This is a genomic window from Tritonibacter scottomollicae (assembly GCF_003003215.1).
Lineage (GTDB): Bacteria > Pseudomonadota > Alphaproteobacteria > Rhodobacterales > Rhodobacteraceae > Epibacterium > Epibacterium scottomollicae.
Map to the genome: position 1 here is coordinate 42,317 of NZ_PVUF01000020.1, position 24,079 is coordinate 66,395.

Genomic DNA, 24,079 nt, shown 5'->3' on the forward strand with positions numbered 1-24,079 from the left:
ATGCGCCGGTTCTTGACACTCGTCAGCGGGGCCGCCGTGCTGGGCGCGGCCAGCCTCGGCGTCGTGATTGCATGGCCTGTCGGCAGTGCAGTGACTCCGATTGCAATAGAGGGCAATGTCGACCGGGGCGCATATCTGGCGCGCGCCAGTGGGTGCATTGCCTGTCATACCAATTTTGAAGCGGGCGGCGCACCACTTGCCGGAGGGGCGCCGCTCGAAACCCCGTTCGGAACGTTCTACCCGCCCAACCTGACGACAGACCCGGAACATGGCATGGGCGAATGGACGGCAGAACAGTTCGCAAAAGCCGTGCGGCAAGGCATCGGCCCCGATGGAACGCCGTACTATCCGTCTTTCCCGTACACCTTCTATGCGGATTTTTCTGATCAGGATATCGCTGACCTCTGGGCGGCGTTTCAAACCGTGCCGCCCGTGGACGAGCCTGCACCAGAAAATGATGTCAGCTTCCCATTCGACCAACGATGGGGGCTGAAGCTCTGGCGAGCGGCGTTCTTCTACGATCCGGATACCGAACCGATTGAAGGGCGAAGCGACGCATGGAATCGAGGACGGGAATTGGTGCGCGGTGCGGCACATTGCGGAGCCTGCCATACGCCGCGCAATCTTGCGGGAGGCCGCGATATCGGTGCTTCCTTTGCAGGCAACGCCCAGCTTCCCGGTGGCAGCAAGGCCCCCGCGATACGGCCAAAAGACCTGGTCAAAAATGACTGGACGGTTTCAAACCTCGCTTATGCGCTCCAGACCGGCATCACCCCTTCGGGCGATGCTTTCGGCGGCAGCATGGCGGAAGTGGTTCGCGAGGGAACTCGGTTTCTGACACCTGCCGATCGCGAAGCGATGGCGCTTTTCCTGCTGAACAAGGACACGGTCGAGGCGGAGAACCCCGCGTCGAACTAACACCACGCGGGGGCAACACGCCCCCGCTTTCTCGAGGATCGAAATGAGACAAACACGTCGGGATTTCTTGCGCCATGCAACACTGGCGGCCTGCGCGGCGGCCATCCCGCAGTCGGCTTTTGCCGCGACCCCGTTCGAGGACCTGATTGCCAAGGTTGCACGTCGACAGCTTCTTCCGGACACCTACCCGGAAACAGAGATCTGGGGCTATGACGGCCTCGTTCCGGCCCCGGAAATCAGGGTCACACAAGGCGATCGGGTGCGTCGCAGGTTTCGCAACGAGGTACCCGATCCCAGTTCGGTTCACTGGCACGGAATCCGGATCGACAACGCGATGGATGGCGTTTCAGGGCTGACCCAAGAGGCCGTAGCGCCGGGTGGAACCTTTGACTACGACTTCGTCGTACCGGACGCGGGCACCTATTGGTATCACGCGCATAATCGCTCATACGAGCAAGTCGCGCGTGGTCTGCGCGGTGCCTTGATCGTCGAAGAGGTCGATGGACCGGACATCGACCGCGAGGAAGTCATCGTTCTGGAGGACTGGTTGCTCGACCCTGAGAGCGGGCAGCTGTTCGACAATTTCGAACAGCCCATGATGATGAGCCACGGTGGACGTACCGGCAACTTTATCACGACCAACGGGCGCTATGACCTGACCTTGCCCGCGCAGCGCAACGAGCGCATTCGCTTGCGGATCATCAACGCAGCAAGCGCTCGAATTTTCCCGCTGAGGCTCTCTGGATTCAGTGGCTGGACGGTGGCCGTGGATGGAATGCCAACCGGCCAACCCCAGTCGGTTGACGGCGAGTTGATCCTCGGCCCGGCACAGCGCGTCGACTTAATTGTGGATGTGACCGAAGACGAAGGCGGCACCGCCCAATTGCTTCGCATCGGCGATGATGATCAACTGACCCCGTTGGTGAGTTTTCTGGTCAACGGCACAGCCAGTTCAGTACCAAGAGGCAAGCCACTGCCGTTGCCGCCGAACCCCGCGGCACACGCCCCGGACCTTGCCGATGCGCGTGATTTGCGACTGGTCATGTCCGGCGGGGCAATGGGGCGAATGCAGTCCGCATTGCTTGGCGGGGAACGTCTTGGATTCCGTCAGCTTGCCCAAGCGGGCAAATTCTGGGCCCTGAATGATGTCGCCGAAATGACCGACACGCCACTGGCCGATCTATCCCTGAACGAGCCGGTGCGCCTGAAGATCGAGAACCAGACCGTTTTCCCACATGCGATGCACCTGCACGGGATGCATTTCCGCGAGCTGCGCCCCGACGGCGCGTTCGGGCCGATGCGGGACACGATCCTGTTGGCCGGCAACGAGTCCCGGGAGATCGCCTTTACGGCAGACAATCCCGGCAAGTGGCTGTTCCATTGCCACATGCTCAGCCACGCCGCATCTGGCATGACAACCTGGATACGGGTCACATGAGATATCTCGTTTGGTCCCTTCCGATCACTGTCGCAGCAGCCGCCTTCACGTATTGGCTCTCGACCAGTGCATCCTCGGATGTCGGCAGCGCGTCCAGGGCGGAGAGCTACGACATCGAAGAAGGCGCGTTGCTCTACGCAGAAAACTGTGCGTCTTGTCATGGCGCGGGTCTGGAAGGCCAGCCGGAATGGCGAACGCCCGGCGCGGATGGGCGCCTGCCAGCACCACCACATGATGAGACGGGTCACACCTGGCATCATCCTGACAGCCTGCTCTTCGATTACACAAAACTGGGGGGTGCGGCGCTTCTGGCGCGTCAGGGCGTCGAATTCGACAGTGGCATGCCCGGTTTCGCAGACGTGCTGACCGACCAGCAAATTCACAACATCCTGGCCTTCATCCGGTCCACCTGGCCAGACCGCATCCGCGAAGTCCAGGCCGCGCGGACAGAAGCCGACGAACAACGGGGAGAGAACTAAAATGCGTTTCAGACAAGCCTTCACGACGGTCGCGATAGCTGCCTTGCTTCCGATACCGGCACTCGCGGACGAACTGTCAGAGTCCCGGGTCAAGGAACTTGTGCTCGAGGCAATCCGCGAGAACCCGGAGATTGTCATGGAGGCCGTGGCGATCCTCGAACAAAGGCAGGCGCAAGCGCAGGAGCTCAGTCAGGCCCAAGTTCTGAATGACCAGCGCGATCTGATCGAGAACGATCCGAATGCGCCGGTTCTCGGCAACCTGGAAGGGGACGTCACTGTTGTGGAATTTTTCGACTACAACTGTCCCTATTGTCGGCGGGTCAAACCCGAGGTGCGGGCTTTGATCGAAGACGATCCCAACATTCGCCTCGTCTATCGTGAATGGCCCATTCTCGGAGACGGATCGGTGTTTGCCGCGAAAGCGGCCTTGGCAGCGCGCAAGCAGGACAAATACGAAGAGTTTCACTGGGCAATGATGGGGCTGGAAGGCCGCGCGGAAGAGGCCTCCGTGCTGCGCGTGGCCGAGGAGATCGGCCTGGATATCGCGCAGTTGCGCAAGGACATGGAGGCCCCCGAGGTCGAAGAGCACATTGCGACCTCCATGCAACTGACCCAAGCTCTGGGCTTTAACGGCACGCCGTCTTTCGTGATCGGGGATGCGCTGGTCCCGGGCTTCGTCGAAAAGGCGCAGCTTGCCGACTTGGTCGAGGAAGCCCGCAAAGTCGAAGACTGAAATTCTGTGCCCGGACCACCCTTGGGTGGTCCAGGCACTGCATCAAGCGGCCGCAGGTTCCACGTTGTAGCCCGCATCCCGAATGATCGCTTGGACCTGATCGGCTGGTAACACGCTGTCGACATGCACCTGTCGGGCAGAAAGGTCACATTCTACGCCTGCATTCGGATCTGCGCTCTTCACCGCGCTTTCGATTGCTGCGGTGCAATGCCCACAGCTCATGTCCGGAACGCTGAACTTCATCGGAACCACTCCTTGATCTGATTTCTATCGGTGACATGGGGCTTCCCCCCGCTGGAAGGTCAAGTGAAGAAATTTATTTGGCGCCCTCCCATTGACCCTCCAGTAACTGGAAGCCTCATATTCCACTTCGAATGGAAAAACAGGTGACACATATGCCCGAACCCAAACAGATCAGCCTGCCGATCGAAGGCATGTCATGCGCGTCCTGCGTTGGCAGGGTCGATCGCGCATTGAATGCAATCGACGGCGTAGAGGATGTGTCGGTGAACCTTGCCTCGGAAACTGCTCGCATGAGCGTGGACGCGCTCAAGCGCATTCCCGACATCATCGAATCCCTTCGCGAGCTGGGCTACCCCGCGCGGAAGGCCAGGGCCGAACTCACGATTGCAGCGATGTCCTGTGCCTCTTGCGTCGGGCGGGTCGATAAGGCGCTTGCCGCGGTGCCCGGGGTGGTCGAGGTGAACGTCAACCTCGCCTCAGAGACGGCGACGGTCGTTTACGTCGAAGGTCTTGTCACGACATCCGATCTGATCGAATCAAGCGGCGCGGCAGGGTATCCAGCAACCGTGGCAACGGCCCAGGCCGGTGACGACAGAGTTGCGCGCAAGGAGGAAGAGGCTCAGGCGCTTGCCAAACGGGTCACCTTTGCGGCCATCCTCGCCTTGCCGGTCTTCCTGATCGAAATGGGTGGCCACGTCATTCCGGCCGTTCATATGCTGATCGAGACCACGATTGGCCAGCAGACGAGTTGGCTTCTTCAGTTCGTGCTGACGACAATCGTTCTCTTCGGCCCGGGCCGGACGTTTTACACCAAGGGTTTCCCGGCCTTGTTCCGGGGTGCCCCCGACATGAACAGCCTCGTCGCGGTCGGCACCGGGGCGGCTTACCTTTATTCCGTGGTTGCGACATTCGTACCGTCGGTCCTGCCTGACACGCTGCGCACCGTCTATTTCGAGGCGGCAGCGGTCATCGTCGTTCTGATCCTTCTGGGGCGGTTTCTTGAAGCGCGCGCCAAGGGGAGAACGGGCGCGGCCATCCAGAAGCTATTAGGGCTTCAGGCGCGGACTGCACGCGTGATGCGGGACGGAGAAAGCGTCGAGATCGAGATCGATGCGCTGGTTCAGGGTGACATCGTCATCGTGCGCCCTGGTGAACGCATCGCGGTCGATGGCGAGGTCATCGAGGGGACCAGCCGCGTCGACGAAAGCATGCTGACAGGCGAGCCGATCCCCGCTGAAAAAGGTGCCGGAGATACGGTGACCGGCGGGACGGTCAACGGCGCCGGAAGCCTGCAGTTCCTCGCCACGCGGGTCGGCGCCGACACGACCCTGGCGCAGATTATTCGCATGGTCGAAGAGGCCCAGGGCGCCAAACTGCCGATCCAGGGATTGGTCGACCGGATCACCTTGTGGTTCGTGCCTGCCGTGATGGCGATCGCGGCGGCGACCGTGCTGGTCTGGCTGTTTTTCGGGCCTGATCCGGCCCTGACGATGGCGCTGGTCGCCGGTGTGTCGGTGCTCATCATCGCGTGCCCCTGCGCGATGGGGCTTGCGACGCCGACCTCGATCATGGTCGGGACGGGACGTGCTGCGGAAATGGGTGTCCTGTTCCGTAAAGGTGACGCCTTGCAGCAACTTGATTCCGTTGATGTGGTCGCCCTCGACAAAACAGGCACGGTGACCGAGGGGCGACCCGCACTGACTGACCTTGTGCTGGCGGAAGGGTTCGATCGCCCAACAACGCTCTCGAAGATCGCTGCCGTGGAGTCGCTCTCCGAGCATCCTGTCGCGGACGCCATCGTGCGGGCCGCGCGGGCCGAGGGCGCACCTCTTGTGGCGGCCGAAGGCTTTCAATCGGTCACAGGTTACGGCGTGCGCGCCGTGGTCGAAGACGTGGAGGTGTTGGTTGGGGCCGACCGCTACATGGCGCGCGAAGGCATTGACGTCTCGGCATTGGCTCCAGAGGAAACGAAGATCGCAAGCAAGGGTCGCACGGCGCTTTACGCTGCCATAGATGGGCGTGTCGCCGCCGTGATCGGCGTGGCCGATCCGGTCAAACCGGCAAGCCGCGCAGCCATCGCAGCGCTGCACGAAAAGGGTCTTGCGGTTGCGATGATCACCGGCGACAAACGCGAAACCGCCGAAGCCATCGCCCGCGAAACCGGTATCGACCACGTCGTCGCCGGCGTCCTGCCGGACGGCAAGGTTGCGGCGCTCGACAGTTTGCGCCAAGGGAACAAGCGCATCGCCTTTGTCGGCGACGGGATCAACGACGCCCCGGCGCTGGCGCATGCCGATGTGGGCATCGCCATTGGAACCGGCACCGATGTGGCCATCGAATCTGCGGATGTCGTCCTGATGTCGGGCGATTTGCGCGGCGTGGTGAACGCCTTCGAAGTATCGCGGCGGACCATGCGCAACATCCGGCAGAACCTGTTCTGGGCCTTTGCCTACAACGTGGCACTTATTCCGGTCGCTGCCGGGGTGCTTTATCCCGCCTTTGGGTTGCTCCTGTCACCAATCCTTGCGGCGGGTGCGATGGCGTTGTCCTCGGTGTTTGTCCTGACCAATGCCCTGCGGCTGCGGCGCATCGCGCCTGCGATGGACGAGCAGCGCGCAATCCCGGCAGAGCTGGCAGCCGCCACTCCTGCTCCAGCAGAATAACGGAGGTTCGACATGAACATCGGAGACGTTGCCCGACAATCGGGTGTGCCCCCAAAAACAATCCGCTACTACGAGGACATCGGGCTGATCCGCCCGAACCGTAGCGAGAACGGCTACCGCGCGTTCACCGAGAGCCACATTCACAAGCTGGCGTTTCTGGGTCGCGCACGGGCCTTGGGGTTCACCATCGAAGATTGCAGGACGCTCCTGTCGCTCTACGAGGATGAAAACCGCGAAAGCATGCAAGTGAAGGCGGTTGCGGAAGACCATCTGCGCCAGATCGAGGAAAAGATCGCGAAACTGCAATCCATGCGCGCGACGCTCGCCGAACTGGTGGAAAAATGTGCCGGGGATCACCGGCCCGACTGCCCCATCATCGAGGATCTGTCGCCGGAGCGGTTGGCCAAGTGACAGGCAAGAAGGGGCTGTACCTCAGAACCAGATCGCGCGGACCGGCATCCAGATACCCATGAAGATCATCATCAGGTTTTCCGTCAGCGAAATGAACCCCAGCGGGACGGAACTGTCACCGCCGACGCAGGCGCATTTCAGCTCTCTCTTGTCGATATAAACAGCCTTGAACACGCTGACAGCGCCGACCGTGCCGATAAACAGGGCGACAGGCGCCGAGAGCCACAGCAGCGCGCCGGCAGTCATCAGGACACCTGCCAACGCTTCGCCGAACGGGTAGACCTTGCCGTATCGCACCCATTTGCGCGCCAGCAGATCGTAGTTGAGGAACATCGTCGAAAACCCTTCGACATCCTGCAATTTCTGGATCGCGAGAATGGTCATGGACAGCGAAATGAACCATTCGAACCCCCGCAAGGTAAGGACCGACCCGTACTGGTGCCAAGACAGGCCCAATGCCAACAGCGCGGCAACGGAAAAGATCGCGATGACCGGCTGGTAGGTCGTGTCGCTTTGCTCTTCCTCGGGTGGGTCAATGTCGAAAAACACCCTGAGATCATCGTAACCGCCGATCCGTTCGTCCCCGATGAAAGTCTGCGGCGTCGTCTCGACCCCGTGCTTCTCCATGAAAGCATCGGTGTCTTCACGGGTGTCAAGCGGATGGTCTTCCACCTCGAAGCCTTGCCGCTCCAGCAGGTCTTTCGATTTCAGACCGTAGGGGCAGACATGGCCCGGCATGACCATGCGATAAAGCTGCGCGGATTTACTGTCTGTGTCGCGGGGCATGTCCTTTCCTCCTTATCCGCTGCACGTAAGTTGACCACGGAACCCGGCTTCGTAGTCGGTTCCCGCGCTGACGATCAGATCGGTCAGGTCACCGTTCGTCTCTGCGATCTCGGCCGACAGCGGGCCTTCAGAAAATGCATTTTCGCCCTGCGCATTCAGGCGCACCAGATCACCGCTGATCTTCATTGCGGCGGCAGACCCTTCGCCGGTTTCACCAGTCACCAGTACAGCCGGACTGTCCGAGGTGTAAGCAAAGCGGCAATTTCCGCCATTCGGGAACACCGCAGCGATTTCGTCTTCCGTCAGAAACTCAGGATCGACCTTCGACACGACCTCCGTTTGAAGCGCCTGTTGCGCATCCACAACCTGCGCCGGCGTTTCGCTTCGCGTGGCCGATGCTTCGCCGTTTGCTCCAATGTCAGCAATAAGGTAGCGCATTTCGGCGATTTCCTTGTCCTGCGCATAGATAATGTCGTCTGCGAGCCCCCGGACGCGCGGGTCGGTGATCTCGGCACGAGTCGACGTCATGATGGCGATCGAGTGGTGCGGGATCATGGCGCGCATGTAGGACCTGTCCTGCACCGTGAATTGCCCGCGAACCAGCCAGAGGCTCGCCGCGCAAAGGACTATTGCGCCAACGAAAATCGCGATGTTGGCTTTGGTGTTCTGATACATGGACAACATGTACGCCAACATGATCACGGCCATGGTCGCCCCCATCAGGATGGCCATGTAAAGGCGTGTCTCCGAAAAGAAGATATGGCCCCAAAGATAGGTGTTCAGGTACATCAGAACGAACATGACCACGGTCGATGTTCCGATCATCATAAAGAATCGTGAGTAGTGCATTTCCAGTCACCTCCTTGCAGTTCTTTGTAAAACAACAACATTCCAGCGCTGGAGAGTTCCAAAAGCACGAATTTTCGTAGTTTCAAGGCAACAAAGGCGCGTCGTTTGCCCCGGTTCACGGCTTCTTTTCTTTGCCCCTGACGCGCACTGAATTTTCATGGGTCCGAGGAGATCGCGCCATGCAGAATTTCACGAGACGAGAATTGATTTGTGCCGGAGCGATGGGTTGCTTTCTGCCCACAACTGCCTGGGCCCACAAAGTCAAATTGCCCGAACGGTTCGAACCACAATTGGTAAACACCCGTCGTGGTGACTGGGTTAAAGGCGATGTCCACGTCGTTCCCGACGATTTTTTCCTTTATTTCATGCTCGAGGACGGGATGGCGATCCGCTACGGGGTCGGGGTAGGGCGCAAAGGTTTGTACGAACCCGGAGAGTTCACGGTAGCGCGCAAGGCCAAATGGCCATGGTGGCGGCCAACGAACGCCATGATCCGGCGCGAGCCACGCAAATACGCAAAGTACAAGGATGGACTGAAAGGCGGGCCAAACAACCCGCTCGGGGCCCGCGCGCTCTATCTCTACGATGCCGAGGGACGCGATACCTATCTTCGCATTCATGGAACGAACGCCCCGGAGACAATTGGGTCTGCCGTGTCGAATGGATGCGCGCGGTTGACGAATGAACATGTGAAGGATCTGTACGAACGCGTTGAAATCGGCGCCCGCGTCTTCCTGTATCCCAAAGTGACAACGGCGTGAGGAGTGTTCTGTCGCCTTGAAGTTCCTCTTCCGGAAATGGCACAAGTGCGGCAGTTGGCGAAAGCCAGTCTATCATTCATGAGGTGACGGAATTGTCTTTGAGCCGGAGGTCTTTCCTTGGCGGGATGACCGTTGCGCTGGCTGGTACCCGCTTGCCAGCAGCGACACACGAGTTGATCCTCGCGCCCCAATCGATCAAGGCGCACCTTGCTGGGTACGACGTGTCGATGTTGGGCTTCAACGGTGGTCTGCCGGGCCCAGAAGTCAGAATGCGACAAGGACAAACCGCCCGCATTACCCTCGATAACCGATTGGAGGAGGGCGCTCTCGTTCACTGGCATGGGTTGCGGGTTCCAAATCGGATGGATGGTGTCAACGTCCTCACTCAGGATGTGGTCATTCCGGGCGACTCGTATCGTTATCAATTCGGCGTCCCGGATGCCGGCACGTATTGGTATCACTCGCATTACCTGTCTTACGATCAGGTCAGCCGCGGTCTTTTCGGCGCCTTCATCGTCGAGGAGCAAAATGCGCCGGCTGTCGACCATGACATCGTTGTTCAGTTCTTCGATGTCTTGCTGGATCAGTCCGGGCAGTACGACGAAGCGTTCAACCCGGCCCACTTCGCAACCGAGGGCCGTATCGGCAATACGGTCACGGCACTTGTTTTCAATGGAACCGGCAAGACTGTGAAACGAGGCGACCGTCTGCGACTGCGTCTCATAAATCCCTCTATCGACAGGGTGTACCGTGTCGGCCTGGATGGTTTGATAGGCAAGATCGTTGCACTGGATGGCATGCCTCTGGCGCATCCTCGGACGCTCGAACCGATCCTTCTCGCTCCGGGGCAAAGATGCGATGTGATTGGTGATGCGACCGGGCCTATTAGATTCGACGACAGCTTTGGAGAACAGACGTTGAGCCTTGGCGAAATCGCTGTTTCCGGTTCCCGTGAGCCCGCGAAAGCGCCCATCACCGCATTGCCCGCCAACCGAATGCCCGCCCCGAAAGACCCCGGCCAAACCGCGGAGCTGGTGCTCCAGGGAGGTGCGGGAAGCGCGTCCCACAACGGCACAGGGACATGGGCGCTCAATGACGTATCCGGCCTGCCTCGAAGGCCTTTCCTATCCGCCGCGCAGGGGACGACCGCGCGCATTTCGATCCGCAACGAAACCGGGTTCCCACACGTCATGCATCTGCATGGCCACCATTTCTGGGAACTCGATGCGGCGGGTGAAGCCGGTCCATACCGGGACTCGACCTATCTGGATACCGGCGAGACGCGGGATATTCTCGTCGTCCTGGACAATCCGGGATCGTGGATGCTGCATTGCCACATGTTGAGCCACCAAGCCGACGGTATGGCAACGTGGATCAGAGTCGGCTGAGGGTCGAGACGGATACATACCGTTACAAATCTCTGAATGATAACAGGCCTTTCGCCGTCTACGTAACCTGACAAGCGAGAAACAGGTCCATCGACTGCCAATGGGAGCGTTCATTGACCCTGACACCAAAATCTCTCGGCATGACTGCGGCGGCAGGATCAGCCGCCTTGCTGTTGGGGGCCTTCGTTTTCCAGGCTCTTGGGTACGCGCCGTGCGCAATGTGCATCTGGCAACGCTACCCACACGCAATCGCCATTGGAATGGGCGCTCTGTTGCTCTTTGCTCTGCCGATTTTGCCAATCCTGATAATCGGTGCCCTGTCGGTACTCAGCACATCCGCGTTGGGAGTGTTTCATACCGGTGTCGAGCGCGGCTGGTGGGAGGGACCGACTTCTTGCACGGGATCCGGCCTCGATGTTTCCCAAATGTCGGTATCGGAATTGCTGCCCTCTGCCAGTTCAAATGCGTCCAATCTTGTTCTGTGCAGTGAGGTTGTCTGGGAATTTCTGACGTTGTCCATGGCCAGTTGGAACGCGATCCTAAGCGGTGTCCTTGCTTGCCTCTGGTTGGTCGCGATCGCAAGACATCAAAAGGTTCGGTGGCATGGGGTCGCGGACGTTTCTTGAATCGTCCCGCATTCATCGAAAACAAACAAAGGGCTTCGCTTCATGGTTACAAGACGACACTTCCTTGCACTTTCCGGCTCGCTGTTTTCAGCGTCTCTGAGTTCGCCAGCATTCGCTAAGACCTGGCCGTCAACAGCCGAAAAAGCAGCTTGGGATGCGCAGATCACGCCCGCCAACTATGACCCGGCAACAACCAACCCATGGGGGCTGCATCCCAGGCTGCTGCCGCAACGCGTTTTGGCGAATGACGGTTTGCGCCCGGGTGACATTCACGTCGATGCGATCGCGCGCTATCTGTACCATATCGAGGAAGGTGGCACCGCGATGCGATACGGGGTGGCGATTGCCAAGGGCGATCTCTATGAACCCGGCACCTATACGATCCGCCGAAAGGTCGAATGGCCGCACTGGACGCCAACGCAGTCAATGATCGAACGCGATCCGGAGGCTTACGAGCGGTTTGCCGACGGTATGGAGCCCGGCCCCAACAATGCCTTGGGCAGCAGGGCTTTGTATCTATTCGTCGGAGATCGGGATACGTACCTTCGAATTCACGGAACGCCGAGCCCTCGCAGCATTGGCGGCCGGGCCAGTTCGGGATGCGTGCGCATGGTGATGGCCCACATCAATGATCTCTATCCGAATGTCGCTGTCGGATCGACGGCGTTCCTTTACTCGGCCGAAGACAGCGTTACCGCTCGAAGCTAACCTATTGCATCTTTGGCTCACACGCCGAGGACTGCGTCGTGCAGGGACATCTTCCAATGAATTGTTGGACGAACACTCACGGCTGTGTCGCAAGTGAACTTTCGAACTGTGCGATCGCTACGGATTTGTCGTCCTCATCGTTCTCGAACAGCTTTGTGGTTCGCACGCCCGGCAACTTGCCAAAATCCGCCATCAGGCGCTTTGGAAAAAATGTGCGTCCGATGGATTCAAATCCTGGTAATTGTCTGAGTACCGCGGAGGTACTGGCACTACAAAAACCGGAAGCGGCTGGGCCGCTGGCAATTGCAAGGCGCAAAGCCTGCTCCGCGACTTCGGGAGACACATCGATCTCTTGTATGACGACATGGTAGGTCTCGCGAGCATGAGCCCGCGCATAAAAATCGGCCACTTGTGGAGTAATGCCATAAAGCACATCTCCCCGTTCCGGTACAGCGCTCAGCCGGACCGTTCCTGCCGGATCGAAGATAACACGCTGCGACCCATTAATCATGACGCTGCTATGCGCACCCGCCCCGGACCTGTTGTTGATCATGGTGTACAACGTCAGCGCGGCCGGTCCATCGTGACGGTAGGATGCGCTACTGATGACTTCGGCTGAAGCATCCGGGCGCATGTCGTTTCCTGCACCGCACCCCGCCAAAATTACCAAGGTTAGAACTGAGAAAATGCGGTTCAAAAAGAGCACCCTGCAGCCTCCTGCCATGGGTTGAATGATTGAATTTTCGGGATATTCAGGGCCTCTAGCAATCTCGACATCAACTCTTCCGGATTTCACCTCTACCGAAACATGGGTTCGGTTTCGGTTGGTACGCGACTCCTCGACAGGTTTTTCTCTGGATATCGCAAGTCTCAGATTAAGAGGAGCGTTCGCCCCGAATTGATTTGTCGCAATTTGTAACAGACCCCGCCTTTGTGACCTCGCGATACAAAACACCGGCTCGCGTGGCATTCCGCATCTGCAGGTGCATCCCATATGGTGGCTATCGTAACACTGACACGAGGTGATCGACATGAAACGCAATACTCTACTCGCTGCAATGACTCTGGCTGCAACCGCCTTTGGTGGCGTCGCCTTGGCGGATGCCAACCATGGGCACAGTGGTCAACCTGGTGCCCAAAGTGGGGCAGGCATGATGCAGAACGGTGGTCCGGGCATGATGGGGAACATGGGCGGAATGATGGACATGATGCAGCGCATGCACGGAAACATGATGGGCGCAGGCATGGGCAGTGGTATGATGGGCGCAGGCATGGCTGGCGGCATGATGCAAATGTTCGACACCGATGGAGACGGCACAACGACGCCGGAAGAAATGCGCACGCAGCTGCAGGCCAAGCTTTCCGAGTTTGACAGCGACGGGGATGGAAACCTCTCGATTACCGAGTTTGAAGCTCTCCACAGCGCGATGATCCGCGAAATGATGGTGGATCGTTTTCAACACCTCGATGCCGATGGCGACGGCGCGGTGACGCCGGAAGAGATGGCCGCTCCTGCCGATAGGATGGAGCGGATGCAGATGATGCGGTCGAACATGGCAGATGCGCCTGCGCGGCCGGGCAACGGTCAGGGCATGGGCAACGGCTCCATGATGCAGGACAACTGAGCCAACGGGTGCCGGTTTTTTCCGGCACCCGTCCTCAAAACGCCAAAACCGTTCTCGGCCGGGACATTGAACCGAACCGCGACCTGAACCGTTTAGCCTCGGTATGCCAAAAAATAGAGACACGGAAAGGAAAATTCCCATGGCCTATACCTATGATCGCGTCCTGAAAGACACCAATATCGATGACGCAGAGATGCGTGTTCGGGATGCTTTGGCAGACAAGGGCTTCGGCGTTCTGACTGAGATTGACGTCAAAGCGACGATGAAAAAGAAACTTGATGCGGACATGCCGCCTTACCGCATTCTCGGGGCCTGTAATCCGGGCATGGCGCACAAAGCCATCGAGATCGAGCCTCGCATCGGTGCGATGCTTCCCTGCAATGTCATCCTGCGGCAACTGGACGGCGACACCGAGGTCAGCGCGGTCGATCCTGTCGCTTCGATGCAGGCGGTGCAGAACCAAGACCTGGACGCGGTCGCCGGCGAAGTCCGCGATCTCCTTCGGGACGCCCTCGACACCGCGTGATGGCGGGATGGGCGTTGGATGCCCTGTCGCAGATCGAGCGCCTTTAGCGGTGCTCGATCAATGCCATCTAATCCCCACGTAAATTCTTGATGAGGAACTCACCCAGTGCTGCCAGCGGGATTGCCATTTCCGGATATTGGAACCGACCTCTTCTCCTTCGACATCGGGGGGGTCACATTCGCACTCCGCTGGTACGCGCTAGCCTATATCTTCGGTATCCTGATTGGCTGGCGCATTTGTTCGAGTGCCATAAGCCGTCCCGCGCTCTGGACGTCAGCTGGACCGCCGCTTGACCGAACGCAGATCGAAGATCTTCTGACGTGGATCATCATCGGCGTGATTGCTGGTGGTCGCCTGGGCTTTGTACTGTTCTACCAGCCCGCATATTATCTCGCCAATCCCTTGGAAATTCTGATGGTCTGGCAAGGCGGCATGTCTTTCCACGGGGGGTTCGCGGGAGTTGTCATCGCGGCCTTGCTGTTCTGCCTTAGACAGAACGCGTCATTGCTCAGCACTGGCGACTTGCTGGCTTTGGCAACACCACCAGGCTTGTTTCTTGGAAGGCTGGCGAACTTCACCAACAATGAGTTGTGGGGGCGTCCAACGGACGTTCCCTGGGCGGTGATCTTTCCCGGCGAAGTCGCGCAGGCCTGCCCAGGGGTTAGCGGCCTCTGCGCCCGACACCCGTCCCAGCTGTACGAGGCGGTATTGGAGGGGCTCATTCTTGGAATACTGCTCATTTATCTCGCTTGGGGCCGGGGCTGGCTGAAAATGCCCGGTGCCTTGGCTGGCGTGTTTCTGACCGGCTATGGTCTTGCCCGAAATTTCGTCGAGATGTTCCGGCAACCGGACCAGCAGTTCGTGACGGAAGATAACCCAATTGGCCATGCGCTCCACTTTGGTGAGTGGGGTTTGACCATGGGCCAGTTGCTCTCCATGCCAATGGTGCTGGTCGGGCTGGCGTTGATCGTGTTCGCCCGGCGGGAACGGGGCCGGACAGCGCCACCCCGCAGAGCCGCAATGTAATCGCCGTACTGATCTCTCTTGACCCTCCTGTGGATGGAAGCCCCAAGCAAGAGAAGCATTCTCGGAAAGGACCGCAAAATGAGCACCCCCGACAGTTCTGAAACCACAGCAGCTTCCTCGGTATTCGTTTGCCCCATGCACCCTGAGGTGCGGCAGTTTGAGCCCGGCAAATGTCCGAAATGCGGGATGCACCTCGTGCCGGAATCGGAGCTCGAGGTCCATTCAGCACATGATCATCACGAACACCACGCGGGTGCCACGCCGGCCGATGGCCGATATGATCTGGTTCCTACAGGACATGATGGTCCCATTTTCACCTGCCCGATGCACCCTCAGGTGCGGCAGCCTGATCCGGGCGCGTGTCCGATCTGTGGTATGGGATTGGAACTGGAATCCGGTGTGCCGGGCGATGAAGGTCCAAATCCCGAACTGGTGGATTTCACACGGCGGTTCTGGGTCGGCACAGTCCTGACGATCCCGCTCCTTGTCCTCACGATGGGGCCATTCGTCGGTTTCCCCGCAGTCCGGACTTTTTTTGGCGAAAGCACCACACAATGGATCGAATTGATCCTGGCAACGCCAGTGGTCTTGTGGTGCGGCTGGCCGTTTCTGGAACGCGGATGGATTTCGTTCCGCACATTGAACCTCAACATGTTCTCCCTGATCGGCATGGGCGTTCTTGCCGCCTGGCTCTTCAGCGTCGTTGCCGTTCTCGCACCGGACATATTCCCTGATGGGTTCCGAGACTCCGAAGGCCATGTCGGCGTCTATTTCGAGGCGGCGGCGGTGATCGTGACGCTGGTGCTGCTCGGCCAGGTGATGGAACTACGCGCCCGCGAGGGGACCGGCAAGGCGATCCGCGCGCTTCTCGACATGGCGGCAAAGACCGCGCGGGTCATCCGGGACGACGGATCCGAGGAGGAAATCCCGCTGGAGGACGTGCAAGTCGGGGACCGGCTGCGCGTGCGGCCCGGTGACAAGGTGCCGGTCGATGGCGTGGTTCTGGACGGCCGGTCCTCGGTCGACGAAAGCATGATCTCCGGTGAACCCGTGCCGGTCGAGAAGACCGAGGGCGACCCGCTGACCGGCGCGACGATCAATGGCACCGGCAGTCTGGTGATGGAGGCGACGCGTGTCGGGTCCGACACGATGCTGGCTCAAATTGTCGAGATGGTGTCGAACGCGCAGCGCTCGCGCGCCCCGATCCAGAAATACGCCGACAAGGTGGCGGGATATTTCGTTCCGGCCGTCATCGGTATCGCGGTCCTGTCCTTCATCGCCTGGGCGATCTGGGGGCCCGCGCCTGCGCTTTCCTACGCATTGATTTCGGCGGTGGCGGTTCTGATCATCGCCTGTCCTTGTGCGCTTGGCCTGGCGACACCGATGTCGATCATGACAGCGACAGGACGGGGCGCTCAGGCAGGGGTGCTGATCAAGAACGCCGAGGCGCTGGAGCGGTTCGAGAAAGTCGATACCCTGATCGTCGACAAGACCGGCACGTTGACCGAAGGCAAGCCGCGGCTTGTCGACGTACTCCCGCAACCCGGCCACGACGAAGCCGAGGTCTTGCGTCTCGCCGCATCGCTTGAGCGCGGATCGGAGCACCCCTTGGCCGAAGCGATCGTCAGGGGTGCGGAGGAGCGAGATGTCAAAATGGACGAGGCACGGGACTTCGAGGCGGTCACTGGCAAGGGCGTCAAGGGGGTCGTTGACGGCAAAGCGGTCGCGCTCGGCAATTTGGCGATGATCCGCGAATTGGGGCTCGAGGCGGGCGCGTTGACCGCCAAGGCCAATGCCCGCCGCGACGAAGGCGAGACGGTCATGTTCGTTGTGCTGGATGGCGAGATCGCCGGTCTAGTTGCTGTCGCCGACCCAGTGAAGGAGACCACGCCAGAAGCCATCGAGGATCTGCATGAACTGGGGTTCCGCGTCATCATGGCGACCGGCGACAACGAACGCACGGCCAAGGCCATCGGCACGCGGCTCGGAATCGATGAGATCCGGGCCGACGTGCTGCCGGAGGACAAGGCGCGGATCATCCTTGAGTTGCAAGAGGCGGGCCACAAGGTCGCCATGGCCGGGGATGGCGTCAACGACGCCCCCGCGCTCGCGCAGGCCGATGTCGGCATCGCCATGGGCACCGGCGCCGATGTGGCCATCGAAAGCGCGGGCGTCACGCTGGTCAAGGGCAACCTTGATGGTATCGTGCGTGCGCGGCGGCTCGCCCGGGCCACGATGCGCAACATCCGCCAGAACCTGTTCTTCGCGCTGATCTACAACGCCTCCGGCGTGCCGGTCGCGGCGGGAGTTCTGTTTCCCTTCTTTGGCATCCTCATCAGTCCGATGTTTGCTGCCTTCGCCATGAGCGCGTCGTCAATCTCGGTGGTGCTCAATTCGCTGCGCCTTCGCGGCGTTCGTATCTAGAAGCGCGCAACAGCGTTCGGACGAACCAAAATTAAAAGGGGGCCATTTATGCAGAGCGAAAAAGAAACGTACCGCGAAAATTCCATCAGTCTGGGCGGAGCCGTTGCGATGGGGACAGGCGTGATGATCGGCGCTGGAATCTTTGCGTTGACGGGGCAAATCGCGCAGCTCGCCGGCCCGCTTTTCCCGCTTGCATTCATCGCCGGCGCGGTCGTCACAAGCTTCAGCGCCTACAGCTACATCAGGATGTCGAACAAATGGCCGTCCTCGGGTGGCATCGCCATGATCCTGCAGAAATGCTATGGCCCCGGAGCCATCGCGGGCGGGGCCGCACTGCTGATGGCGCTCAGCATGGTGATCGCGGAAAGCCTCGTCGCCCGGACCTTCGCCACCTATGTCTTGCGCCCTTTCGATATCGAAGGTGGCCCATTGGTCCCCGCTCTGGCCGTGGCCGTAATCGTTTTCGCCTTTCTGGTGAACATGGCCGGAAACCGCTCGGTCGGGCTGTTTTCATTGATTATGGCAGCAATCAAGATCGGTGGCATAGCTCTGTTCGGCATCGCTGCTTTGTGGTCTAGTGGTTTTGCGTTCGCTGCGGCTTCCGAGACGCCTCAATCCTATGGCATCACGGGTTTCATAGCATCCACGGCGCTGGCTATCCTCGCCTTCAAAGGGTTCACGACGATCACCAACAGCGGGGCCGAGATCACCGAACCAAACCGCAACGTTGGCCGAGCGATCATGTTCTCGATCGGGATCTGCGTCGTCGTCTACCTGTTGGTCGCCTACGGGGTCGGTTCGAGTCTCACGATCGAGGAGATCATCTCAGCGCGTGACTATTCGCTGGCACAAGCGGCGCAGCCCGCCCTTGGACAAACCGGCTTCATACTCACGGTGATCCTGGCCGCTGTCGCAACGGCGTCCGGCGTTCTGGCCAGCGTCTTCGCGGTGTCGCGTATGCTGGCGATGCTGACCGACATGGAAATGATCCCGCACAGCCACTTCGGTATGCCAGGTCCCATCCAACGCCACACCCTGGTCTATACTGTCGTCATCGCCGCGACGTTGGCCGTGCTCTTTGATTTAGGCCGGATCGCATCCCTCGGTGCTTTCTTTTACCTCGTCATGGACATGATCATACATTGGGGCGTGTTCCGCTATCGTCGAGCAGACGTCGGCGCCTTCGGTATCGTGCTTTTGACTGCCCTGGCGCTCGATGCGATAGTACTGGCAGCTTTCACCGTGATGAAGCTTCAAAGCGACCCGATGATCGTTCTCTACGCCGCTGTCGGGATGATCGCTGTGTTCGCCTTCGAGCGCGTTTACTTGTCGCAATGGGTGGCACCGCAAGTCGCCCACGCCCACGCCCACGGTGATTAGCCTGCCATCACCTGGCCTGAAGAGATGCGATGCCTTGTGCGCCGATCGTGATCAGCCCGACCGACAAGGCAAACGCAGCCAGGGCAAGCAGCATCACGCCCGTGTTCATGGGCAAGCGACGTACAACCGGTCCAAGAAATTCCGACCGCCCGAAAGCCGAGACGTAGAGCGGCAACGCGCTTATCATAGTCGCATAGAGGTAAACGCCGGAGATGTTCTCGAAAAACGCTGAGCGCGCAAGAGTCGGGGACACAACCGCCAAGGCGGTTGAACGATTGCCGCCGAATGACCCGAACCAGTCGGCAGATAGAACGTATATAAGCGCGTGTAGACCTGGAAAGAGAAGGGCCCTGAGTAACACATCGACCAGCACGAAAAACGCCGTGTCTCTTGAGCCCGCCTTTGGTTGCTTTGTCATAGCGAAAAGGAAAAAACTGACATAGTTGACGGCAAAAACCACGGGCAAACCGTTGGTCGCAACCTGCCTTAGAAAGCGCATGAGTGCCGGTCCGCCGGCAGCAAGAGCCGGAGCAAAGCCCGGAGCCAGTAAGACGTAGAACAACAGGACCGGCAGTAATGCAGCGAAGCTGAACAGCAGGACATTTCTAACAAACTGAGCCGCGGGCATACTGATAGAGAAAAATCTATCCATTGAAATAGCCTGCCATGTGGGCACCACTAGGTCGATGATACGTTATCGATCCCTCCCAAGCGGACGGAAGCGACAAGCCGGTTGCGGGCATTCCCAGAGATCGCTTACTCGGCCCGTTTGACGCAAATCGGGTTTCCCTCGATCGTCCTGAGCGGCAATCGCGTTGTTTCAACCGGACTCGCGTGCATGTACCAGTAGCAGTTGTCCTCGGGCCGCAGATAGGCGGTCGCGAGGTCTTGGTTCGGTGCTGCCAGTTCCAGGATATTTTCCGGTAACGGCGGGCGTGACGACGCGTTTTGTGAATTCGAGAAAGACTCCGAGCAAGCCCCAAGGGCCAAGACGGTTGTGAGAAGAAGTGCGCTTCGTGTGTACATAAATTGATGATCCTTCTGGCTGGTTTGTTTTGGCCGCTCTGGTATCGGCTTCCCTCTTTCACAGGTTTGCGAACCATCTTGATTAGACAGTCCCTCCGTCAAATCGCTAACGCTCAGAAATGTGTGGCCCAGCGAGGATGGCTTTCGTCGATCACCAGAGCATGGCTGTGCCTGCGATGCCCCTTCAAGTGGGGATGATCAAGTGGCAGGTTGTCGTGCGTGTGTTCAAGCTCCACGGGATCGCTCGCTGGCCAGAGTTTCAGAGCGGCGAGCATGCCAGTGGCCGCGAGAAGCGCCAGACCGATCAGCGCAGGAACGACACCGTAGACCGTCAGCAGCCAGCCCGACAGTGGATAGGTCACCAGCCAGCAAGCGTGCGACAGCGCGAATTGCGCCGCAAACAGAGCGGGGCGATCCCCGGCATGGGCGGACCGGCGCAGTAACCGGCCAGACGGGGTGAGAACGGCGGAATATCCCAGACCTACCAGCAGCCAGGCCCCCAATAGGATGAACCAACCAAGGCCGGCGGTCAGGACTGTTGCCCCCAACCCCAACAATGTCGCCACCATCAGGGCAGCACCGCCGAACATTACGGGCCGGTCTGGCAGCGCATCCAGTACGCGCGGAAGGAGCAGTGCGGCCGTCATGGAGCCAGCGCCGAAGGCGAACATCGTCCAGGCCAGCGCGCTTTCCGACAGGCCGAGCGATCCGCGTACCAAAACGACGGTATTGACCAGAACCATTGCCCCGGCCGCCGCTGCCGCAAGGTTCAGCGCCAGCAACCCGCGCAGGCGGGGCGTGGCCAGATAGATGCGGATACCGCGTGTCGTCCGATCATAGATGCCGCGCGGCTCGGACGATTTCGGGTTTGGCAGGAGGACAGAGACCACGAGCAGCGCCGAGCCGGCGAAACCCGCAACCGTGCCAACGAAGAGCGAATTGTAGGACATCACCGAGAGCAGAAGGGCCGCTAGCGTTGGGCTGACGATGTTTTCCAGATCGTAGGCCAGCCGCGACAGCGACAATGCACGGGTATAGCGCGCCTCTTCGGGCAGAACGTCCGGGATCGTCGCCTGAAAGGTCGGCGTGAAGGCGGCGGAGGCCGATTGCAGTAGGAAGATCAGAACATAGACCTGCCAGACCTCAGTCACGAAAGGCAGTGCCAGCGCAACGCCTGCGCGCACGAGATCGAGCGTCACCAGAAGCGCGCGGCGCGGCAGGCGGTCCGCGAAGGCCCCGGCAATGGGAGCGATGCCCACATAGGCCACCATCTTGATGGTGAATACCGTGCCCAACACCAGCGCCGCCCCGTCCCCTGCAAGGTCGAAGGCAAGCAGGCCGAGTGCGACCGTCGCGAGGCCGGTTCCCAGAAGCGCCACGACCTGCGCCAGAAACAGATGGCGGTAAGTGCGGTCGGAGAGGATGTCGAGCATGGCGGACCTCAGAGGTAACGCGCGATCGTTCGCAGCTCGGCACGATCTGTCTCCGAGCCTTCGGCGTCGAGGCAATGGTCCATGTGGTCGTGGATCAGCGCCCGCTTGGCATTTGTGATCGCCTTTTCGACCGCCTGCATCTGTTGTGCGATCTCAAGGCTCGGCTTGCCCGCCTCGATCATCTCGATCACGGCGCGCAGGTGGCCGTCAGCGCGTTTCAGCCGTGTGACGAGAGCAGGATGACTTGCATGGACATGGTGAGTTGTCATAATAACGGCTTATCCTCCCCAGGGGGATAGAACAAGATGGCGCCGCGACGCGCCACGCGAGAAACGAGCGAGCAGGCAGATTTGATGACAACCTTACGGACAATCGGAAAGGCCACGTTCGCGACGCTTCTCTGCGCGGCCGTGCTTGTCTGGTCGGTTATGCCTACAACCTCGCACGCGCCTGCGATCCTTGACGTGCTTCAGGAGCACGCGGAGATGCTCGCCGAGCACGGGCACTCGCATGCTCTGGAAGAAGATTTGGCGTGGGCTATGCATGGACACAGCCACGACAGCATTGACCACGATCATAGCCAGGCGGTCGTGCCTGGTCCCGATCTGTCGTCGCAGCCGCTCGACATCTACGCGGCCGCTTGGCACCTGAGTTCAGCCACCTCGAACCCTTTACGGATATATCTGATCGAACGACCTCCGCGCGTCTGATCGACCGCGCGCCATTGGCGCGCTGCGACGATTATCAGATACACATACGGAGTTCGATCGATGACTACAGTCCATCGGGGCTGGGCCGATCCCGGCATACGCCGGATCGCAATCCTGTCCTCAATTACGCTGGCGGCACTCGTCCTGAGTGCAGGCCATGCGCTCGCCCACAATGTTACCGAAGGCGACGCAGGCTACATCCAGGAAATCTGGGGGGTGAACATCATGCCCTTCATGTATCTTGGCGCCAAACACATGGTGACGGGCTACGACCACATCCTGTTCCTGCTCGGTGTCGTCTTCTTCCTTTACAAGATGAAGGATGTCGGCATCTACGTCAGCCTCTTCGCCCTCGGTCACTCGACCACAATGCTCGCGGGCGTCTGGTTTGGCTGGGGCATCAATGCCTACATTATCGACGCCATCATCGGCCTCTCGGTCGTCTACAAGGCGCTCGACAATCTCGGCGCCTACCAGCGCTGGTTCGGAGTCCAGCCGAACACCAAGGCCGCAACGCTGATCTTCGGCTTCTTTCACGGCACGGGCCTGGCCACCAAGATCCTCGACTACGAGATCGCGTCGGACGGGCTGCTGGCCAATCTTCTGGCGTTCAACTTGGGCGTCGAGCTGGGCCAATTGATAGCGCTCGCCGTGATCCTCATCGCGATGGGTTACTGGCGGAAATCCCCCAATTTCTTCCGCCAGGCCTACACCGCCAACGTCGTCATGATGTCCATGGGGTTCATCCTCATGGGCCTGCAAATCACCGGCTACTTCGTAGCTGCCTGAGAATTTAGGAGACCCAAATGTTCAACGCAGAAAAACCAAGCCTCGATGAACTGCCGAGTTCCGCGCAGCTTATCCGCTCCACCGCCATCGCTGCGGCCAGTGCGGTTGCGATCCTTGTGACCGTCGTGCTTCCCGCCGAATACAACATCGACCCGACAGGGATCGGCGGCGTTCTCGGACTTGCCGAAATGGGTGAAATCAAAACCCAGCTGGCAGAGGAAGCCGAGGCTGACAGGCTGATGGAGCTCGAAGCGCAGGAAGAGTCCAGCCTGTTGAACGATATCTTCGGGCTCTTCGTCGGCGCTGCACACGCGCAGGAAGCCGAAGTCTGGCGCGACGAAACCACCTTCACGCTGGCACCCGGCGACTCGGCTGAGTGGAAGCTGGTCATGGAAGATGGCCAAACGGCGGAATACCGGATGCTGGTCGAAGGCGGTCGGGTGAATTTCGACCTTCACGGTCATGGCGGCGGCAAGTCGGTGACCTATGAAAAGGGCCGCGGATCGACGGGCGAAGAAGGCGAGATCGTTGCTGCATTCGAGGGCGAGCACGGCTGGTTCTGGCGTAATCGCGATAGTTCAGATGTCACCGTGACCGTGCAGGTGCGCGGCGAATACGCCGAGTTCAAGGACGCCAGTTGACAACTTGATAACGGAGCCCATTAAGGGTTCCGTTATCTTCCCTTCAACCAGGGAAGGACCCTACAATGATTAGAAAACTGGCACTTGCGGAGGCCACGTAGGCGGCTCCTCGCAGCCGCTGGAAACGCCATAGATCATCTTACCCGCACGCCCTAACCCTTGTGGATAATTATCAACATAAACTTCATTATGCGACTTTATACTTAGCTGATGTGCCCCCATCGAGTGGTCCAATTTGAATGTTAATGCATCGTCGGCCTTTGGTCTATCAGGACGATGCTTTTGGGCGCTGGGGGCCGGTATCCTAAGGCGCTGTGGGGCCTAACCGTGTTGTAGTGGCGACGCCAGCGTTCGATGAGGATCTGTGCTTCACGCAGCGTGGTGAAGACCTCGCCGTTTAGTAACTCATCCCGGAAGCGGGCGTTGAAGCTCTCGCAGTAGCCGTTCTCCCAAGGTGATCCCGGGGCAATGAATGCGGTCTTCGCGTCCACGGCAC

Annotated in this window: 27 protein-coding genes; 18 read left to right on the plus strand and 9 right to left on the minus strand. The window is 59.6% G+C overall.

Annotated features, from left to right (window positions below):
- Genes CLV89_RS19960 through CLV89_RS19975 form a run of 4 tightly spaced genes read left to right on the plus strand, consistent with a single transcriptional unit; the run spans nucleotide 1 to nucleotide 3,568 of the window.
- Nucleotides 1-918 (plus strand): c-type cytochrome, encoded by a 918-nt coding sequence (locus CLV89_RS19960; RefSeq protein WP_007803405.1) that lies wholly within the window; start codon nucleotides 1-3, stop codon nucleotides 916-918.
- A gap of 43 nt (nucleotides 919-961) precedes the next feature.
- On the plus strand, nucleotides 962-2,356 hold the full coding sequence (locus CLV89_RS19965; RefSeq protein ID WP_106165398.1) for a multicopper oxidase family protein: 1,395 nt from the start codon (nucleotides 962-964) through the stop codon (nucleotides 2,354-2,356).
- Nucleotides 2,353-2,835 carry a c-type cytochrome gene (locus CLV89_RS19970; protein ID WP_007803408.1) on the plus strand — a complete coding sequence of 161 codons (483 nt, stop codon included), beginning with the start codon at nucleotides 2,353-2,355 and terminating at the stop codon, nucleotides 2,833-2,835. Before CLV89_RS19965 ends, CLV89_RS19970 begins: the two co-directional genes overlap by 4 nt.
- 1 nt (nucleotide 2,836) lies before the next feature.
- Nucleotides 2,837-3,568, plus strand: a complete 732-nt coding sequence (locus CLV89_RS19975) for a DsbA family protein (RefSeq protein ID WP_009807488.1) — start codon at nucleotides 2,837-2,839, stop codon at nucleotides 3,566-3,568.
- A gap of 42 nt (nucleotides 3,569-3,610) precedes the next feature.
- On the opposite strand, the gene CLV89_RS19980 is transcribed toward CLV89_RS19975, so the two are convergent.
- The gene (locus tag CLV89_RS19980; protein ID WP_007803412.1) at nucleotides 3,611-3,811 is read right to left on the minus strand and encodes a heavy-metal-associated domain-containing protein; all 201 of its coding nucleotides are present in this window, start codon (nucleotides 3,809-3,811) and stop codon (nucleotides 3,611-3,613) included.
- Nucleotides 3,812-3,963: 152 nt separating this feature from the next.
- Between CLV89_RS19980 and CLV89_RS19985 the strand changes: the two genes are divergently transcribed.
- Complete coding sequence (locus CLV89_RS19985; protein ID WP_106165408.1) at nucleotides 3,964-6,474, plus strand: heavy metal translocating P-type ATPase; 2,511 nt, start codon at nucleotides 3,964-3,966, stop codon at nucleotides 6,472-6,474.
- Between the two features lie 12 nt (nucleotides 6,475-6,486).
- The gene (gene cueR, locus CLV89_RS19990) at nucleotides 6,487-6,885 is read left to right on the plus strand and encodes a Cu(I)-responsive transcriptional regulator (RefSeq protein WP_007803416.1); all 399 of its coding nucleotides are present in this window, start codon (nucleotides 6,487-6,489) and stop codon (nucleotides 6,883-6,885) included.
- 21 nt (nucleotides 6,886-6,906) lie between these two features.
- Here the strand turns inward: cueR and CLV89_RS19995 are convergent, their stop codons facing one another.
- Together CLV89_RS19995 and CLV89_RS20000 are read right to left on the minus strand one after the other, a co-directional pair.
- Nucleotides 6,907-7,671 carry a MauE/DoxX family redox-associated membrane protein gene (locus CLV89_RS19995; protein WP_012187037.1) on the minus strand — a complete coding sequence of 255 codons (765 nt, stop codon included), beginning with the start codon at nucleotides 7,669-7,671 and terminating at the stop codon, nucleotides 6,907-6,909.
- 12 nt (nucleotides 7,672-7,683) lie between these two features.
- Complete coding sequence (locus CLV89_RS20000) at nucleotides 7,684-8,403, minus strand: DUF305 domain-containing protein (RefSeq protein WP_481000419.1); 720 nt, start codon at nucleotides 8,401-8,403, stop codon at nucleotides 7,684-7,686.
- Nucleotides 8,404-8,699: 296 nt separating this feature from the next.
- Between CLV89_RS20000 and CLV89_RS23160 the strand changes: the two genes are divergently transcribed.
- The 4 genes from CLV89_RS23160 (at nucleotide 8,700) to CLV89_RS20020 (ending at nucleotide 12,003) form a co-directional block, all read left to right on the plus strand.
- A complete protein-coding gene (locus tag CLV89_RS23160) occupies nucleotides 8,700-9,281 on the plus strand; it encodes a L,D-transpeptidase (protein WP_012187183.1) in 582 nt (193 codons plus the stop codon).
- 125 nt (nucleotides 9,282-9,406) lie between these two features.
- On the plus strand, nucleotides 9,407-10,669 hold the full coding sequence (locus CLV89_RS20010) for a multicopper oxidase family protein (protein WP_007803424.1): 1,263 nt from the start codon (nucleotides 9,407-9,409) through the stop codon (nucleotides 10,667-10,669).
- 113 nt (nucleotides 10,670-10,782) lie between these two features.
- The gene (locus CLV89_RS20015; protein WP_435368869.1) at nucleotides 10,783-11,295 is read left to right on the plus strand and encodes a disulfide bond formation protein B; all 513 of its coding nucleotides are present in this window, start codon (nucleotides 10,783-10,785) and stop codon (nucleotides 11,293-11,295) included.
- 42 nt (nucleotides 11,296-11,337) lie between these two features.
- Nucleotides 11,338-12,003, plus strand: coding sequence for a L,D-transpeptidase (locus CLV89_RS20020; protein WP_012187180.1), 666 nt, complete (start codon nucleotides 11,338-11,340; stop codon nucleotides 12,001-12,003).
- Between the two features lie 76 nt (nucleotides 12,004-12,079).
- On the opposite strand, the gene CLV89_RS20025 is transcribed toward CLV89_RS20020, so the two are convergent.
- Nucleotides 12,080-12,637 (minus strand): hypothetical protein, encoded by a 558-nt coding sequence (locus tag CLV89_RS20025; RefSeq protein ID WP_012187179.1) that lies wholly within the window; start codon nucleotides 12,635-12,637, stop codon nucleotides 12,080-12,082.
- Between the two features lie 397 nt (nucleotides 12,638-13,034).
- Here CLV89_RS20025 and CLV89_RS20030 point away from each other — a divergent pair, with 397 nt between their 5' ends.
- From CLV89_RS20030 to CLV89_RS20050, 5 genes are all read left to right on the plus strand, one after another.
- Nucleotides 13,035-13,628, plus strand: a complete 594-nt coding sequence (locus tag CLV89_RS20030; protein WP_223229252.1) for an EF-hand domain-containing protein — start codon at nucleotides 13,035-13,037, stop codon at nucleotides 13,626-13,628.
- Between the two features lie 139 nt (nucleotides 13,629-13,767).
- Nucleotides 13,768-14,154 (plus strand): DUF302 domain-containing protein, encoded by a 387-nt coding sequence (locus tag CLV89_RS20035; protein ID WP_106165400.1) that lies wholly within the window; start codon nucleotides 13,768-13,770, stop codon nucleotides 14,152-14,154.
- Between the two features lie 105 nt (nucleotides 14,155-14,259).
- On the plus strand, nucleotides 14,260-15,180 hold the full coding sequence (gene lgt, locus CLV89_RS20040; protein WP_027238585.1) for a prolipoprotein diacylglyceryl transferase: 921 nt from the start codon (nucleotides 14,260-14,262) through the stop codon (nucleotides 15,178-15,180).
- A 135-nt stretch (nucleotides 15,181-15,315) separates the two neighbouring features.
- A complete protein-coding gene (locus CLV89_RS20045; protein WP_369808881.1) occupies nucleotides 15,316-17,604 on the plus strand; it encodes a copper-transporting P-type ATPase in 2,289 nt (762 codons plus the stop codon).
- A 48-nt stretch (nucleotides 17,605-17,652) separates the two neighbouring features.
- Entirely contained in the window at nucleotides 17,653-18,984 is a 1,332-nt protein-coding gene (locus CLV89_RS20050) for an APC family permease (RefSeq protein WP_106165401.1), read from the plus strand.
- Between the two features lie 7 nt (nucleotides 18,985-18,991).
- Here CLV89_RS20050 and CLV89_RS20055 read toward each other — a convergent pair whose 3' ends face one another.
- The 4 genes from CLV89_RS20055 to CLV89_RS20070 all read right to left on the minus strand — a co-directional run bounded on the left by CLV89_RS20055 (nucleotide 18,992) and on the right by CLV89_RS20070 (nucleotide 21,712).
- Complete coding sequence (locus CLV89_RS20055; protein WP_106165402.1) at nucleotides 18,992-19,636, minus strand: hypothetical protein; 645 nt, start codon at nucleotides 19,634-19,636, stop codon at nucleotides 18,992-18,994.
- Nucleotides 19,637-19,740: 104 nt separating this feature from the next.
- Entirely contained in the window at nucleotides 19,741-20,010 is a 270-nt protein-coding gene (locus CLV89_RS23250) for a hypothetical protein (protein ID WP_058123685.1), read from the minus strand.
- A 113-nt stretch (nucleotides 20,011-20,123) separates the two neighbouring features.
- Nucleotides 20,124-21,443: an MFS transporter gene (locus CLV89_RS20065; RefSeq protein WP_106165403.1), complete on the minus strand. Its 1,320-nt coding sequence runs from the start codon at nucleotides 21,441-21,443 to the stop codon at nucleotides 20,124-20,126.
- Nucleotides 21,444-21,451: 8 nt separating this feature from the next.
- Nucleotides 21,452-21,712: a metal-sensing transcriptional repressor gene (locus CLV89_RS20070; protein ID WP_106165404.1), complete on the minus strand. Its 261-nt coding sequence runs from the start codon at nucleotides 21,710-21,712 to the stop codon at nucleotides 21,452-21,454.
- Between the two features lie 36 nt (nucleotides 21,713-21,748).
- On the opposite strand from CLV89_RS20070, the gene CLV89_RS20075 reads away from it, so the two are divergent.
- The 3 genes from CLV89_RS20075 to CLV89_RS20085 are packed head-to-tail and all read left to right on the plus strand — an operon-like array spanning nucleotide 21,749 to nucleotide 23,583.
- Nucleotides 21,749-22,153, plus strand: a complete 405-nt coding sequence (locus tag CLV89_RS20075; protein ID WP_243395095.1) for a hypothetical protein — start codon at nucleotides 21,749-21,751, stop codon at nucleotides 22,151-22,153.
- Nucleotides 22,154-22,213: 60 nt separating this feature from the next.
- Entirely contained in the window at nucleotides 22,214-22,942 is a 729-nt protein-coding gene (locus CLV89_RS20080; RefSeq protein ID WP_106165405.1) for a HupE/UreJ family protein, read from the plus strand.
- 17 nt (nucleotides 22,943-22,959) lie between these two features.
- On the plus strand, nucleotides 22,960-23,583 hold the full coding sequence (locus CLV89_RS20085) for a transmembrane anchor protein (protein WP_106165406.1): 624 nt from the start codon (nucleotides 22,960-22,962) through the stop codon (nucleotides 23,581-23,583).
- A gap of 242 nt (nucleotides 23,584-23,825) precedes the next feature.
- Here CLV89_RS20085 and CLV89_RS20090 read toward each other — a convergent pair.
- Nucleotides 23,826-24,079: integrase core domain-containing protein (locus tag CLV89_RS20090; protein ID WP_133166761.1), on the minus strand; the 254-nt coding region annotated here is incomplete at its 5' end.